The organism is Litoribacter ruber (assembly GCF_018500185.1).
In the GTDB taxonomy this organism is placed as follows: domain Bacteria; phylum Bacteroidota; class Bacteroidia; order Cytophagales; family Cyclobacteriaceae; genus Litoribacter; species Litoribacter ruber.
In genome coordinates this window covers 176,081-191,852 of the sequence record NZ_JAHBGI010000002.1, presented here as the reverse complement: position 1 = coordinate 191,852, position 15,772 = coordinate 176,081, and the positions used below count along the sequence as shown (strand labels likewise).

Below are 15,772 nucleotides of genomic sequence, written 5' to 3'. Positions count from 1 at the left end.
ATGAGGCAGCTTAAAATTAGCAAACAGATTACTAACCGAGAGAGTCAATCTCTTGATAAATATTTACAGGAAATAGGTAAGGTTGACCTTTTGACAGCCGATGAAGAGGTGATTCTTGCCAAAAGAATCCGTGAAGGCGACCAACTAGCTCTTGAAAAATTAACTAAGGCCAACCTAAGGTTTGTCGTTTCTGTAGCTAAGCAGTATCAAAATCAAGGTTTATCACTTGGGGATCTTATCAACGAAGGTAACCTAGGCCTGATCAAAGCTGCCCAAAGATTTGATGAAACTAGAGGTTTTAAATTCATCTCTTACGCCGTATGGTGGATCAGACAGTCCATTTTGCAAGCTCTTGCCGAGCAATCCAGGATTGTTAGACTTCCACTGAACAGGGTAGGGTCTTTGAACAAAATCAGCAAAACTTTCTCAGAACTTGAGCAAAAATTCGAAAGAGAGCCATCTCCTGAGGAGCTTGCCGAGGTATTGGAAGTCACTGCTGGTGAGGTAGTGGATACCATGAAGATTTCGGGTAGACACGTCTCAATGGACGCACCATTTGTACAAGGTGAAGAAAACAGCCTCTTGGATGTTTTGGAAAATGATGGTGAAGAGAAACCAGATGATGGCCTGATGAATGATTCCCTTCGCAAGGAGGTTCAGAGGGCATTGTCAACTTTGACACAGAGAGAAGCTGATGTAATTACTTTGTATTTTGGTCTGAATGGTGAACATGCCATGACTTTGGAAGAGATTGGAGAGAAATTCAATTTGACAAGGGAAAGAGTAAGACAGATCAAAGAAAAGGCAATCAGAAGATTACGACATACCAGCCGAAGCAAGACTTTGAAACCTTACCTCGGATAATACAATATCTTATTAGAAACAATGTTAAAAGGGGATTTTATCCCCTTTTTTTATGGTTTATATCGAAATAAACCGCAGAGCATTTTACCTTTGAATTAGCTATTTTTAACAAGAATAACCTTTGTTAAAAGAGATAAATTGTTAAAATTTGCCAACCTTAAATTTTATGAATCCATGAGCCAAGATATAGAAAGCATACAAGTTTTAATAGTTGGGTCAGGTCCTGCAGGATATACCGCAGCCATTTACGCTGCAAGAGCAGGTTTAAAGCCTGTTTTATATACTGGAGGCCAGCCTGGTGGACAGTTGACCATTACCACAGATGTTGAGAATTACCCAGGTTACCCTGAGGGGGTAATGGGCCCTCAAATGATGGAGGATTTTAGGAAGCAGGCAGAAAGATTCGGTACTGATGTGAGATACGGTCTGGTTACAGAAGTTGATTTTTCTCAAAGACCCCACAAAGTAATTGTAGACGATCAAAAAACCATTCATGCAGATACCGTTTTGATTTCAACCGGAGCCTCTGCGAAGTGGCTTGGGCTTGAAAGCGAAACCCGTCTTAATGGAAAAGGTGTTTCAGCCTGTGCGGTTTGTGATGGATTTTTCTTCAGAGGCCAAGATGTAGCCATCGTTGGGGCAGGTGATACAGCATGTGAAGAGGCTAGCTATCTTGCCAACATTTGTAATAAGGTTTACATGATCGTGAGGAGAGACGAGATGAGAGCTTCTCAAATCATGCAAAAGCGTGTCATGAACAACCCGAAAATCGAAATTCTCTGGAATACAGAAACGGAAGAAATCTTGGGTGACGAGGAAGTGACCGGTGCAAGATTGAGAAACAATCAAACCGGTGAAACCATTGAATTGAATGTAACTGGATTTTTTGTTGCCATAGGCCACCAGCCAAATACTGATATTTTCAAATCCTACATTGACATGGATGAATCCGGCTATATCATCACCCAGCCAGGAAGCACCAGAACCAATATTGAAGGAGTCTTCGCATGTGGAGACGCTCAGGATCATATCTACCGCCAAGCCGTAACTGCCGCTGGAACAGGTTGCATGGCTGCATTAGATGCAGAAAGATATTTGGCTGAAAAAGAGCTTGTATAGACGGCGAATGAGTTTCCAATTCCGAATTTTATTTATTGGATTGCTGTGCTTGATGAGCTATGCCTCCCAAGCGCAGCAATTTCCCCGTATATTCAAAAAAAACGCACCCAAAACCCAGCCCATTGAAGCCCCAGCCACCCGGAGCTTGGAAACCTTCGATGTCCAACAATACTTAAAAGACCTAAGAAAGGAAACCGATTCCCTTATTTATAAGGACTATGTCAACTTGAAAAGGCGATTGAGCCCCATTAGTGAGGATACTACAACATTAATATGGGCCCCTACCAATCAGTTGGTGAAGGTTTCTGAGCAAATCATGATTGACAGCATTTGGGTCACTGCTTTTGAGTATTACTCATCTTGGGATAGCCAAAAAATCAATATTTATAACTTTAACCCCAAAGACTTTAAAGACACGGTTCATATAAAGCTATACGATCAATTCTTCGGAAGTAATTGGCACGTGCCTTTGCAAGAAACTCGGATCACTTCAGACTTTGGTTTCAGAAGGATCAGATGGCATCACGGTACAGATTTAAAACTAAACACCGGTGATCCCATTCATAGTACCTTTGATGGAATTGTCCGTATCAAATCCTATGATAGGAATGGTTATGGTTATTATGTCGTGGTAAGGCATAAAAATGGTTTGGAGACACTCTATGGACATATGTCCAAGATACTGGTTGAAGTAGGGCAAGAAGTGATTGCAGGTGATGTGCTAGGTCTAGGAGGGAGTACGGGACGGAGCTCCGGACCGCACTTGCATTATGAAATACGGTACCAAGGACTATCCATCAACCCTACGGAAATTTTTGATTTTAATATCGGGCGAATCAAAGGTGATTCTTACACGATCACCGCTAACAGTTTTGATCATGTGATCAAAGCACAACAAGCAGTTTATCACAGAGTAAGAAGTGGGGAAAATCTGGGTCTAATTGCGAGAAGGTATGGAGTATCTGTCAACCAGATTGCGCGTCTGAATGGAATTTCTACCAGATCGATAATCAAAGTTGGACAACGATTGAAAATTAAATGATTACCTTTTTAAGCTTTAAAATATATGAAACTTGACATTTTGGCGATAGCCGCCCATCCTGATGATGCCGAACTTTCCTGCTCAGGAACCCTAGCTGCACATGTGGCCCAAGGTTTTAAGGTAGGTATATTGGATCTTACTCAAGGGGAAATGGGAACACGCGGCACGCCAGCCATAAGAATGGAGGAAAGTGCCGCAGCCGCTGAAGTTTTGGGGCTTAGCATGCGGGAAAACCTTAAATTTAGAGATGTGTTTTTTACAGATGACGAAAAACACCATTTGGAAATAGTAAAGATAATCAGGAAATACAAGCCTGAAATTGTATTGGCCAATGCGATTTCTGATAGGCATCCTGATCATGGAAAAGGAGCTCAGGTTGCTACAAAAGCCTGTTTTACCAGTGGCTTAAGGCGAGTGGTTACGGAACTAGAGGGGGAGGAGCAGGAACCTTGGAGACCTAAATATGTCTATCATTACATACAGAACAATTACATCAAGCCTGATTTTGTAATGGATATTTCTGGGTTTTGGGAGAAAAAGGTGGAAAGCATTCGCGCTTTTAAGTCCCAATTCCACGATCCTGACAGCAACGAACCCCAAAGCTTCATTTCTTCTCCGGAATTTTTGGATTTTATCGAAGCTAGAGCCAAAGAGTTTGGCCACAGTATCAATGTGAAGTATGGTGAGGGTTTTACCGTCGAACGAACAATAGGGACGGGTAACCTTTTCAATATAAAATAAAAACAGGCCTGAAATACCTTCAGGCCTGTTTTTATTATGGGGCCAATCTATTGATTTGCCAATTCCCAGTTTCGTCCAACTGGAATTCTAGCCTATCATGGAGCCTACTTGGCCTCCCCTGCCAAAATTCGATTACATTGGGAATTAGTCGGTAACCACCCCAATGTTCAGGTCTATCAATATTCTTATCTTTATAAGATTGCTCAACTTCAGAAAGACGTTTCTGTAAAAACTCTTTATTCGGAATTACCTTACTTTGGGGGGAGGTAATGGCCCCAATCTGGCTGCCCACAGGTCGGGAGGAAAAGTACTCATCCGATTCAGCTGCCGCGATTTTCTCCAGCTTCCCTTCGATCCGCACTTGCCTTTCGAGTTCAGGCCAGAAAAAGGTCAAGGCAGCAAAGGGGTTTTTGGCTATTTGTTGGCCTTTTCTACTTTCATAATTTGTAAAAAAGACAAATCCGTGATCCACTCCCTTTAAAAGTACCACCCTGGCAGAGGGTTTGTTGCTATCATTGACCGTGGCCAAGTTCATGGCATTTGCCTCTACGGCCTTTACTTCTAAAGCTTCCTCAAACCACTTTTTGAATTGATCAATTGGATTGTGGTTAACATGGTCCACATCCAGAGTCTTGAGGGAATATTCATTCCTAAGTGCAGCTATATTCATGGTTATGATGTTGGTAATTGGGTGCTGATATAAAATTAATATACTTATTGCATTTAAAAAATTTTGATATAAATTGACAGAATAATATAAACGTTATTTTTCATGGGATTAACTTCTAATAAAAGTCCAGTGGCGGGTGATCTGCTGATCTCCGAACCTTTTTTGCAAGACGAAAATTTTGTAAGATCAGTCATTCTGCTCTGTGAGCACAATGAGAAAGGCTCTTTTGGCCTTGTCTTAAATAAACTTTCCATAGTCCGCTTAGGGGACCTCATTCAAGACCTGAGTAGTTATGACACTTCTGTATACGTGGGAGGACCCGTTGAGCAAAACACCCTGCATTTTATCTACCATGGCGACCAGCTTATCACCGGCAGCATTCCTTTGGCTCCAGATATTTGGTGGAGTGGAAATTTCACAGAATTGGTGGATAAATTGAAAACCAGCGATTTGGATGTAGACAAGTTTAGATTCTTTTTGGGATACAGTGGTTGGTCCGAAGGCCAGCTGCAGGAAGAAATTGACTTAAAAACTTGGATTGTATGTCCCTCTGAGCTTTCTCAGCATATTTTTAATTCGGATCCGGATGAGCTTTGGAAAATAATTCTAAAGAACATGGGGGGCGAATATCAACTTCTGGCAAATTATCCGATAGACCCAAGATTGAATTAGCCAAAATTTCTTACTTTTGTTTATAGCTTTTCAAAAGTTTTATATTACCCCAGTATTTATGGACAACGATAAAGAAATGTCAAAGCAAGATCAGGTGACCCCGGAAGTTAATGAAACTCAAGAGGGTATTCAAGCAGCCCAAAATCAGGAGCATGATTCAGATGAAAATCCACATGAGGAAGAAGACCATCATGTCGATTATTCCAACCATTCGAAAAAAGAGCTGATTTCAGCTCTAAAAGAAATATTGGCAGCGGATCAGCTAATTAAAAAGGATGGGGAAGTTCATGAAATTAAAGCTCATTTTGATGAATTTTATCAACTGGAGAAAAAAGAGGCTGCAGCCAAATTCGAGCAGGAGGGAGGTAATCCTGATGACTTTCAATATAGAAATACTAATGAAGATAAAGATTTTTTCAAATATTACAACGAATTCCGTGAGCGCAAGGCTAACCAGATCAAAGAGTTAGAAAAGAACAAGGAAAAAAATCTTCACGCCAAAAATGAAATCCTGCAAAAGCTTCGTGAATTGGTGGATGGGGAAGAGACCACCCACAGCATAAGCACGATAAAGGAAATTCAGGAAGAATGGAAGAAAATCGGGCCTGTCCCAGCTTCCCAAAATAAAAACCTTTGGGCATCTTATAATGCCTTGATGGATAGGTTTTATGATAATAGAAGCATTTATTTTGAGCTTAAAGAGCTTGATCGTAAAAAAAACCTGGAACATAAGCTGGAAATCTGTCAGCGTGCGGAGCATTTAGGACAGTCTGAAGACTTAAAAGAAGCCATCAAGGTTTTGAATGATCTCCATGATGAATTTAAGCACGTTGGTCCGGTGCCGAGAGAGGAACAGGAGCAAGTATGGCAAAGATTCAAGTCAGCCTCAGATGCCATTTACGCTAGAAGGAAAAACTATTATGAAGACCAAGTTGAAGTTTTCAAAGCCAATCAAGTTAAAAAAGAGGCTTTGATCGAAAAACTTGATCAGTATAAAGACTTCAAAGCTGACCGTATTAAAGACTGGAATAATAAAACCAAGGAAATCTTGGATATCCAGAAACAATGGGAGGCAGTGGGGCCTGTACCCCGTGAAAGCGGAAAAGAAATCAACAAAAAGTTTTGGGGACTGTTCAAACAGTTTTTCCATAACAAAAACCTGTTTTTCAAAGAACTTGACGAAATAAGGCTTCAAAACAAGGCCAAGGCTGAAGAGCTAATTGCTAAAGCTACTTCTTTTTCTGATAGTACCGACTGGCAGGCGGCCGGCAAGGAACTGATTCAGCTGCAGCAGGACTGGAAAAAGATTGGACCAACTCCTGAAAAAGTGAGGGATGATCTTTACAAGCGCTTTAAGAAAGCCTGTGACACTTTCTTTGATAAAAGAAGACAAGCCAATAAGGAGCTTAACAAGGAGTTTGATCAAAACCTTAATGAAAAGGAGCAGCTTTGCGAAAAGATCAAATCCACGGCTTCAACTGGAGAAAACCTTTCCCAGGAAGAGCTTGAGGGCTTTATTGCGGAATACAACAGCATTGGTTTTGTACCAAGAAAAAACATAAAAGACATCGCTGCCAAGTTCAACGAGGCAGTAGATCAATATGTAAATAAACTGGGGGTAGAAAGCGGTGATAAAGAAGAATTCCTCTTCAGGCTTAACCTCACCAAACTACAGGCAGACCCACACGGAAATAGGGAGTTGAACAAAAAAGAGCATGGTATCAGAAAACAGATTGCCGATCTGGAAAACAATATTACCCTTTGGAAAAACAACTTGGAATTTTTTGCTGCATCACGCACTGCTGATAAATTGAAAGATCAGTTTGACGAAAAAATCGTGAAAGCAGAGAAAGAAATTGACAGGTTGAAGAAAAAACTTTCCATTCTGAGAGAATTTTAAGAAGTTCACATTTAGGGAGATAGTTGCATCTCCCTAAATTTTCTTCCAAATTATTTGAATAAACTGTGCCTTAGACCTATATTTGCACTCGCAATAAGGGAAAAGCCCCTTATCAAAAACATCAAAGCCTCCTTAGCTCAGCTGGTAGAGCAACTGACTTGTAATCAGTAGGTCGTTGGTTCGATCCCGACAGGAGGCTCAATTTTAGCCTCTTTAGCTCAGCTGGTAGAGCAACTGACTTGTAATCAGTAGGTCGCTGGTTCGATCCCGGCAAGGGGCTCAAAATTGTAAAAGCAGTCTTTTAAAGACTGCTTTTTTGGTTTTAAAAAACCTGGAAAAGGCCTCTCCATTTATATAATATTCTTTTAAAATTTGGCTTTATTGATTTAGATTTAGGGTCAATTAGTTTTTGAACCCATGATAAACTGTATGCGGACTTCCGTGCTGGCAATTCTGCTCTGCTTGATCTTTCTGCCCAAATCCTATTCTCAACATCGCAACAGAACCTCTTCAGAAATTTACCATGAGCTATTAAAGCTTAAGGAAACCAAAAGAGTCCTGTATGTGGCTGCCCACCCCGATGATGAAAACACCCGCCTGATTTCTTACTTGGCCAATGATGAGCATGCTCAGGTGGCTTACCTGTCCCTTACCCGGGGCGATGGCGGTCAAAACCTCATCGGCAAGGAGTTAGGCTTGGAACTGGGAATGATCAGGACCCAAGAACTCCTACAGGCCCGAAAAGTAGATGGCGGAAAACAGTTTTTTACTAGAGCCATTGACTTTGGTTTCAGCAAAAATCCCGATGAGACGTTCAACAACTGGGATAAAGAAACCATTTTGAGCGACGTGGTGTGGGTGATCAGAAATTACAAGCCTGATATCATTATCACTAGATTCAATACCGAACCGGGGGGGACCCATGGGCATCACACCAGTTCAGCAATTCTGGCTGGTGAAGCGTTTAAGATCGCAGGCGATAGCACTAAATTCCCCGAGCAACTATTACATACTTCCACTTGGCAGCCAAAAAGGATTTTTTGGAATGCCTATAACTGGGGCGGGGAATATGAACCTGATGCGGACAAGAAATACCATACATTTCCTGTAGGCGATTACAATTCCCTTCTGGGTCGAACTTATTCCCAAATTGCAGCAGCAAGCCGTACGATGCACAAGTCCCAGGGTTTTGGGGCCACAGCTCAAATTGGAGCAGGAACAGACTTTATCCAGCTAATTGATGGGCCTAAATTCACGAATGATCCTTTCGAAACAGTGAGGAACCGATGGGAGGGGATACCCAATGGGCAAATAATGGAATCGAAAATTTCTGAAGCAATTGACGCTTTTGACTTTGTTAATCTAGGAGCCAATTTGGAAAACCTTTTGGAGATTAGAAGAAGTTTAAATCTTGAACCAGGAAATGAGGATTGGTTAATTGAAAAGAGAATGGCAATAGATGAAATTATTTTTGATATTTTGGGCTTAACTGCAGAATTCAATGCCGATGAAGAGTTATCATTTCCTGGAAAAGAAATAAAATCGACCCTCGTATTTAACTCCCCATCCAATACAGACATAAGGTTGCAGTCGTATACAATCCTAGATAAGAAACTTGAACTTGAAGAGTCAGTAGAAAAAAACAAACCATTCAAAAAAGACATTAAAATCACCCTACCCCTGGAATATCCAGTTAGCCAGCCGTATTGGTTGGAGGAGGAAATTCTGGACAATGTCTTTTCAATAAGCAATCAAAAAAGTATAGGGCAAGCCTTCAATAAACCTAGTCTATCCGGCTTATTGGCTTTTGAACTCCAAGGGCAGCATTTCCAATACGAATTGCCATTGATGTATAAGTTTAATGACCAGGTCGATGGCGAAACCAAACAGCCGTTCACCATCACTCCTGAAGTGGTAGTTCACGTGGGGGCTAAAAATGTGTTTCTAAAAAAGGGAAAAGAAACCCAAGTGGAAGTAGAGATAGGTTTTTTTGAGGATGTCATAAGCGGAAAGCTTACTTTGGACGGATTAAATCCAGGTCAATACAAGATTCTTCACAATAGAACCGATGAAGTCAAAAAGAAGAAGTTTTTTTCAATAGCAATTGGTGAATTGCCCACGGGTACTGAAAAACTTGATGTAGTGGCCAAATACACCTTGGAAGATGGGAGAGAGTTTGATCAAGATATTATCCGCATTAAATATAAGCATATCCCCAACCTCACCTATTTCCCCAAGAGCAGGTTTAATATCTTGAATCTGAACCTTCAATTAAGTGATCAGCATATTGGCTATATTCCAGGTGCAGGAGATGATATCCCAGAGGTCTTGCAGCAGATGGGTTACCAGGTTACCCTGCTTGACAATGGTAGCCTGACCTCCAATAATCTTAAGCAATATTCCACCATCATCACCGGTATCAGAGCCTTCAATGTCAATGAAAACTTGGCCAATAATATGGACCAATTGCTTGGCTATGTGAAGGACGGTGGCAATATGATCGTACAATATAATACCAGCTCACCTCTGCTAACCAACCAATTGGGACCTTATCCTATAAAGTTATCCAGGGATCGAGTTTCGGTGGAAGAAGCGCCGGTTAAATTCGATGGTGACAGCAGGATTCTTACTTATCCTCATCGGATTTCGGAGAGTGATTTTGAAAATTGGGTTCAGGAAAGGGGCCTATATTTTGCCGGAGAGTGGGATTCTAAATACCAGACACCATTTACCATGAATGATCCGGGTGAAAGTCCCAAAAAAGGTTCCTTGCTTTATACTGACCATGGAAATGGCACTTTTGCTTATTCCGGAATCAGTTGGTTCCGTTTGCTTCCTGCCGGTGTGCCGGGTGCGATTAAATTATTTGTGAATCTAATCGAGCAAACCCAGGATGGACAAGATTGATTGGCGTAAATATTACATTGGATTGGTGGTGGTGCTCGGGGTTTTGATCATGTTGTTATACTGGATGACCCAATATTACTCATGAGCAATATTGATTGGATAATTTTATTTGGGACCCTGATTTCCATCGTTTCTTACGGAGTATATAAGACCTATGGGGCCAAAGACATGGAAAGCTACCTCAAGGGAAACAGTGATATGAATTGGTGGACAATTGGCTTATCCATTATGGCCACCCAAGCTTCTGCTATCACCTTTTTAAGTACTCCAGGCCAGGCATTTGAAGATGGAATGCGTTTTATACAGTTCTATTTTGGGCTTCCGGTGGCCATGATCATTCTCTCTGTCACCTTCATTCCGCTGTATTACCGACTCAAAGTGTATACTGCGTATGAGTTTTTGGAGAATAGATTCAATTTAAAAACTAGGACTCTGGCAGCACTTTTATTCCTGATTCAAAGGGGATTAGCTGCTGGAATTACCATTTATGCACCATCTATCATTCTTTCGACTCTCCTTGGCTGGAATCTGACTTGGACAAATATCCTGATAGGGGTATTAGTAATTATCTATACGGTATCAGGCGGGACCAAAGCCGTTTCCATCACTCAAAAGCAACAAATGGCTGTGATGATGGGAGGAATGATATTGGCCGGTGGCTTTGTAATCTATTTGCTTCCCATCAAATTTACCGAAGCCCTCCATGTAGCCGGAAAAATGGAGAAATTAAACATTGTCAACTTTGAATTTGACCTTTCAGACAGGTATAATTTCTGGTCGGGACTGACTGGGGCCCTGTTTCTGTTTCTTTCCTATTTTGGTACAGACCAAAGCCAAGTTCAGCGGTACCTTACAGGGAAATCCTTGGCTGAAAGCAGGATGGGGTTGATCATGAATGGTTTTCTCAAGGTCCCTATGCAATTTATCATCCTTTTTATAGGCGTGATGGTTTTCGTGTTTTACCAATTCTACCAACCTCCCATATTTTTCAATAAAGTCCAAACAGAGAATATCATTGGCAGTCCTTATCAGGAAGATTTCTTACTACTTCAGGATGCATATGACCAGAAGTTTGTTGAAAAAAATCAGGATATCATGGCTATGTTGGAGGCTGTGAAAGCCAAGGATGAAAACAGTATTCGCACTTATCAGCAGTCCATACAGCAATCTTCCTTGGAACAGGAAGAAATCAGAACGGAGGTAAAATCATTGATCCTTAAAAACAATCCCGCTGCTGAAACCAGGGATACCGATTATGTTTTCATGCGTTTTGTAATGGATTATCTGCCAACAGGAGTGATAGGATTGCTATTTGCCGTGATTTTTAGTGCGGCCATGTCCTCTACAGCCTCGGAGCTAAATGCATTGGGCTCAACTACCACGGTGGATGTTTATAAGCGGTCCATCAAGCAGGAAGAAAGCTCTGTTCATTATATGCTTTCCTCAAAATGGTTTACCGCCATTTGGGGTGTATTTGCCATCATATTTGCGACCTATGCCTCCCTGTTTGAAAACCTTATTCAAGCTGTCAACCTTTTGGGCTCCCTGTTTTATGGTACCATTCTAGGGATATTTTTGGTGGGCTTTTATATGAAGTGGGTGAAAGGAAACGCAGTGTTTATTGCCGCCTTGCTTTCCGAAGCCTGTATCCTGATCATTCATTGGCACAACGGCGAAGAGTTATTCGGGGTTGCAATTGATATTGGCTTCCTCTGGTACAATGCTATTGGTTGTCTATTGGTGATGGGGCTTTCCGCATTACTTCAGCCGATAATTGGCCAAACAACACCGAAATAACAGTAAAAAATAAAGGCTGAGGAATTTTCCTCAGCCTTATCATTTTCTACCTGATTGACCTTAACAGCCTCTCATTGAGCGTTACATAATCATCATTTTTGGCTTCCTTGGCCATTTCCAGAGATTTTCTAGCGCTTATTCTGGCTTCCTCCTTTTTACCAAGATCATTCTCAATTTTGGCTTTCAAATGTAGCGTCCAGTATTTTGGATCATTATCAACGGACTTGCTAATCCATTCTAAAGCCTGATTCAAGTCTTTCTTATTGGTGTAATAATAGTTGGCAGCCTGATAATATAAGCCGGGATTTTGAGGATCCTGGTCGATTACCATCTCTTGGATTTGCTTCATCACTATTGGATCCACCTCGGTCTCGATGCGGAATTTAACCGAAGTTCTTTCCCATTTCATAGCTACTGAGGCGCCGGTATCGGTCATGTCCACGAAGTTAATCTCCATGGTTTCATACTTGTTGGCAGTTTTCGAAGGTCTTACCCTAAACCTGAACACATCATCGGCCTGATCATAACCGATGGAGCCCCAAAGCTTGGTGTTTTTGGAGAAAATGATGGTCCAATCCTCTTTTTCAGGAATAGAATAAATGGCATAGCTGCCTTTCTCAAGGTCTCTACCTTCCACTTTCACATCTGTGGAAAAGGTGATTATAGTAGCTGCATTTGCCCCGGTTCTCCAAACTTTTCCGTAGGGCACCAGTTCACCAAAAATCTTTCTACCCTTCATACTAGGTCGGCTATACTCAATTTTCACATCGGTCAAACCGATTTTTTGACTCAATGTAGCTTCCGGGCTCGCCTGAGGCATTTGGATTTGTTGGCCATTTACAGAAGCATATCCCATCATACTCAACAGGATAACAAACAGAGCTAATTTTCTCTTCATAAAATTTTATTATTAATTTTAAATATGACTTATATTATGGTAATATTATTGCTTATAATTCAATTAATTCTTAATTTAAGCTAGTTTTTATTGCGTCATGAACCTAACCGTATTGCCTAAAGAATTCTTTTTGGAAAATGAGGTTACTCAGATTTCCAAAGAGCTGCTTGGCAAAATAATGGTCTCCCAAATTGGCGAATCCATCACAGCGGGCAGAATCGTAGAAACGGAAGCCTATGACGGGAATAAAGATAAAGCTTGTCATGCATATCTCAATCGAAATACGAAAAGAACTGAAGTAATGTTTAAGGAAGGAGGGCGCAGTTATGTGTACCTCTGCTATGGGATCCATCATCTGTTTAACATTGTCACGCATATTGAAAATCAGGCCAATGCAGTCTTGATTAGAGCTCTGGAGCCGCTAAAAGGCATTGAGGAAATGAAGATTCGCCGCGGCATGGAAAATATAAAAACGCTTTGCAATGGACCGGGAAAGCTTGCTATGGCGATGGGCATCCATAAACAATACAACGATACCGTCCTTTATAATAAAGAGTCCCCGATTTGGATAGGCAAGCTGGAAAGCGAACCGAAATTTGAAATTGTGGAAACCACTAGGATAGGAGTAGATTATGCCGAAGAAGATGCGGCATTACCCTGGAGGTATTACATAAAAGATAACCTGTTTATCAGCAAAAAATGAACATAGCTATTATAGCGCCAGGACGTGATGTTACCGTCTGGAAAGAAACGATAGAAAAAGAAGCCAAAGGGGTGAATATTCAGGTATACCCTGAAATCAGTTCACCCGAAAATGTGGATATGGTGATGCTATGGCAGCATCCTAAGGGGATTTTGAAGAAATTCACCAACTTAAAGTTCATCAGCTCGATGGGGGCAGGGGTGGACCATATTCTCAACGACCCGTATCTGCCAGAAGGAATTCCTGTGGCAAGGATTAAGGATGAAAAACTGACCTTCTCCATGACCAATTATGTGGTTATGGGGGTGCTGAATTTCCACCGAAGGTTGAGCCACTTTCAGGAAAACCAAAAAAAGAAACGATGGGATATGAAAAACCCTGAAATCGATGTAAAAGTTGGCGTGATGGGAGTGGGAGCTTTGGGTGGAGATGTTTTGGATAAATTATCCTACATGGGTTTTGATGTATATGGATATGGAAACAGTCCAAAAGAAGATTTTCCTTTTACGTATTTCCATGGAAAGGAAGGTTTAAAGTCATTTCTGGATAAAGTAAACGTGATAGCCTGTCTCTTGCCCCTGACAGAGCAGACTGAGGGATTCTTAAATAGCGACTTCTTTGAGGATTGCCAAAAGGGTACCTATTTGATTAACGTGGCGCGTGGAAAACATCTGGTGGAAGAGGATCTCATAAAAGCCTTGAAAAAAGGGCATATATCGGGTGCTTTGCTGGATGTTTATAGTAAGGAACCCCTTCCCAAAGACCATCCATTTTGGGATAATGAGAAAATTACCATGACACCCCATATTGCCAGTGTGACCAACCCACTGGCAGCCGCACCGAAGATTGCGGAAAATTGCAGGAGGTGGATGGAGGGGAAACCTTTGAGGAATGTAGTGAACCAAGAAAAAGGCTATTAAAACGAAAGAGCATTTATGAGTACTTTTAAAATATTGTGTCCGACTGATTTTTCAGAATGCTCACTCAATGCGATTGAGTATGCGGCCAAACTGGGTGAAAAATACCAAGCAGAATTGATATTGTTTCATGTTCCAAATACAGATGATTATCAAAAGCTATTGTCTAGGGATCCGAAAATGTATGATTTGCTCAATTTTGCTGAGAAGAAAATAGAGAGCCTAGTCAAGGAGGTAGAAAAAGAGAGCATTCCGAAAGGACTGGCCGCCGTGACCAGTGAAATTAAGGAAGGCAAAACGAGTTCGACCATTCTAGAATATGCAGATGAGCACAAGGTAGACATGATCATCATGGGCACCGAGGGAATCAACGATTTCAAATCCAATTATATAGGCACCCGCACTTCAAAAGTAGTCGCAAAATCCGACCATGACGTATTTGTTGTCCCAAGGAAAGTTTTCTTCAAAAAGCCTCGCAAGTTTGTGTATGCTACCGACTATATGGAGGAAGATAAGATTGCCATCCAAAAAGTCGTAGAATTGGCCAGTTTTTATGACAGCGAAATAGACATTGTCCATGTAGGCACCAAGAAGAAGCAGATAGACAAGGCGCTTCATCAGACGATGATGGCCGAACTGGAGCCATTTATCCGCTATGAAAAGGTCAATTACGTATTAAAAAGCTATAGGGATGAGCCAGGCCTGGGCCTTGAAAATTACTTGATCACAGCAAAAGGGGATGTGTTGGTCACCTTAAGCAAAAAAAAGAGCTGGTTTGACCAACTCTTTACTGATAACCTGTCCAAAAAGATGTCTTATTTTATTAATAAGCCTTTATGGGTCATAAAATCTGTTTAATCCTTTTTCCTAAATAAGAAATCGAAAAACTCTTTGCGGGTCTTGCCATCGGTGAATACATCTTTGACAGTAGAGAGGTAGTTTTTCAGCGACAATTTTGAATCCTGATCGTTTTCCTGATCACCAATGGTGGGAAGATCTTCAGGATTTTTTTGTGGAATTTCAGTTTCTTTGGGCTTATAGCCCACCAATTCATCTGCTTTATGGAAGCTTTTCTTGGCTCTCTGCTGATAGCCGAGCTTTTCTTCTACCAAGCCTTTGTTGTTATAAGAAACGGCATCTTCCGGATCCATTTCTATAGCTTTTTCATAATCTGCGATTGAACCTTCCAAATCACCAATTCTATCCTTGAAATAAGCTCGGCTGGAATATCTGTAGGGGTTTTGTGGATCAAGGTTTAAGGCCTTATTGAACGCCTCCAAGGCCTCCTCGTTTCTTTTCATCAAGTGAAGCACCACTGCCTTGTCACTGATAAAATCGGTATTGTGCGGCTCCATGCCGGAAATTGTCTCGAAATCGCTCAACGCATTTTCCAATTGACCCAACCTGGATAAAATCCGGCCTCTAAACAGCATGTATTCAGTATTCTTGGGATCTTCATCCACCAGCTCATTGAAATGAACCAATGCTTCCTCAAACTTACCTATTTTATAAAGTCCTACTGCTATCTCTAGTTTTTTCACA

The 15,772-nt window shown here is 41.3% G+C and carries 14 protein-coding genes and 2 tRNA genes; 13 read left to right on the top strand and 3 right to left on the bottom strand.

Annotation, left to right across the window (positions count from 1 at the left end; genetic code table 11):
* The 4 genes from KIH41_RS03175 to bshB1 all read left to right on the top strand — a co-directional run bounded on the left by KIH41_RS03175 (position 1) and on the right by bshB1 (position 3,766).
* Complete coding sequence (locus KIH41_RS03175) at positions 1–864, top strand: sigma-70 family RNA polymerase sigma factor (protein WP_143960983.1); 864 nt, start codon at positions 1–3, stop codon at positions 862–864.
* A gap of 174 nt (positions 865–1,038) precedes the next feature.
* On the top strand, positions 1,039–1,983 hold the full coding sequence (trxB, locus tag KIH41_RS03170) for a thioredoxin-disulfide reductase (protein ID WP_214161480.1): 945 nt from the start codon (positions 1,039–1,041) through the stop codon (positions 1,981–1,983).
* A gap of 7 nt (positions 1,984–1,990) precedes the next feature.
* Complete coding sequence (locus KIH41_RS03165) at positions 1,991–3,025, top strand: peptidoglycan DD-metalloendopeptidase family protein (RefSeq protein WP_213945419.1); 1,035 nt, start codon at positions 1,991–1,993, stop codon at positions 3,023–3,025.
* A 24-nt stretch (positions 3,026–3,049) separates the two neighbouring features.
* Positions 3,050–3,766 (top strand): bacillithiol biosynthesis deacetylase BshB1, encoded by a 717-nt coding sequence (bshB1, locus tag KIH41_RS03160; protein ID WP_213945420.1) that lies wholly within the window; start codon positions 3,050–3,052, stop codon positions 3,764–3,766.
* A 34-nt stretch (positions 3,767–3,800) separates the two neighbouring features.
* Here bshB1 and pdxH read toward each other — a convergent pair whose 3' ends face one another.
* Positions 3,801–4,436: a pyridoxamine 5'-phosphate oxidase gene (gene pdxH / locus KIH41_RS03155; protein WP_214161479.1), complete on the bottom strand. Its 636-nt coding sequence runs from the start codon at positions 4,434–4,436 to the stop codon at positions 3,801–3,803.
* Positions 4,437–4,538: 102 nt separating this feature from the next.
* On the opposite strand from pdxH, the gene KIH41_RS03150 reads away from it, so the two are divergent.
* From KIH41_RS03150 to KIH41_RS03125, 6 genes are all read left to right on the top strand, one after another.
* Positions 4,539–5,108, top strand: coding sequence for a YqgE/AlgH family protein (locus tag KIH41_RS03150; protein ID WP_213945422.1), 570 nt, complete (start codon positions 4,539–4,541; stop codon positions 5,106–5,108).
* Between the two features lie 58 nt (positions 5,109–5,166).
* Entirely contained in the window at positions 5,167–7,008 is a 1,842-nt protein-coding gene (locus KIH41_RS03145) for a DUF349 domain-containing protein (RefSeq protein ID WP_214161478.1), read from the top strand.
* Between the two features lie 126 nt (positions 7,009–7,134).
* Positions 7,135–7,207, top strand: a tRNA-Thr gene (locus KIH41_RS03140).
* An 8-nt stretch (positions 7,208–7,215) separates the two neighbouring features.
* Positions 7,216–7,288: transfer RNA gene (locus tag KIH41_RS03135), tRNA-Thr, on the top strand.
* A 149-nt stretch (positions 7,289–7,437) separates the two neighbouring features.
* Positions 7,438–9,915, top strand: coding sequence for a PIG-L family deacetylase (locus KIH41_RS03130; protein ID WP_214161477.1), 2,478 nt, complete (start codon positions 7,438–7,440; stop codon positions 9,913–9,915).
* A gap of 81 nt (positions 9,916–9,996) precedes the next feature.
* Positions 9,997–11,712, top strand: a complete 1,716-nt coding sequence (locus KIH41_RS03125) for a sodium:solute symporter (protein ID WP_214161476.1) — start codon at positions 9,997–9,999, stop codon at positions 11,710–11,712.
* A gap of 46 nt (positions 11,713–11,758) precedes the next feature.
* Here KIH41_RS03125 and KIH41_RS03120 read toward each other — a convergent pair whose 3' ends face one another.
* The gene (locus KIH41_RS03120; protein ID WP_213945426.1) at positions 11,759–12,610 is read right to left on the bottom strand and encodes a DUF2911 domain-containing protein; all 852 of its coding nucleotides are present in this window, start codon (positions 12,608–12,610) and stop codon (positions 11,759–11,761) included.
* Between the two features lie 97 nt (positions 12,611–12,707).
* Between KIH41_RS03120 and KIH41_RS03115 the strand changes: the two genes are divergently transcribed.
* From KIH41_RS03115 to KIH41_RS03105, 3 genes are read left to right on the top strand one after another with little or no spacing between them, the layout of a single operon-like run.
* Complete coding sequence (locus tag KIH41_RS03115; protein ID WP_213945427.1) at positions 12,708–13,313, top strand: DNA-3-methyladenine glycosylase; 606 nt, start codon at positions 12,708–12,710, stop codon at positions 13,311–13,313.
* Entirely contained in the window at positions 13,310–14,233 is a 924-nt protein-coding gene (locus KIH41_RS03110; protein ID WP_214161475.1) for a 2-hydroxyacid dehydrogenase, read from the top strand. The genes KIH41_RS03115 and KIH41_RS03110 overlap by 4 nt, the downstream gene beginning before the upstream one ends.
* Positions 14,234–14,248: 15 nt before the next feature.
* The gene (locus tag KIH41_RS03105) at positions 14,249–15,088 is read left to right on the top strand and encodes a universal stress protein (protein ID WP_213945429.1); all 840 of its coding nucleotides are present in this window, start codon (positions 14,249–14,251) and stop codon (positions 15,086–15,088) included.
* On the opposite strand, the gene KIH41_RS03100 is transcribed toward KIH41_RS03105, so the two are convergent.
* Positions 15,085–15,771: a tetratricopeptide repeat protein gene (locus KIH41_RS03100; protein WP_213945430.1), complete on the bottom strand. Its 687-nt coding sequence runs from the start codon at positions 15,769–15,771 to the stop codon at positions 15,085–15,087. The genes KIH41_RS03105 and KIH41_RS03100 overlap by 4 nt on opposite strands.
* Position 15,772 lies beyond the last annotated feature (1 nt).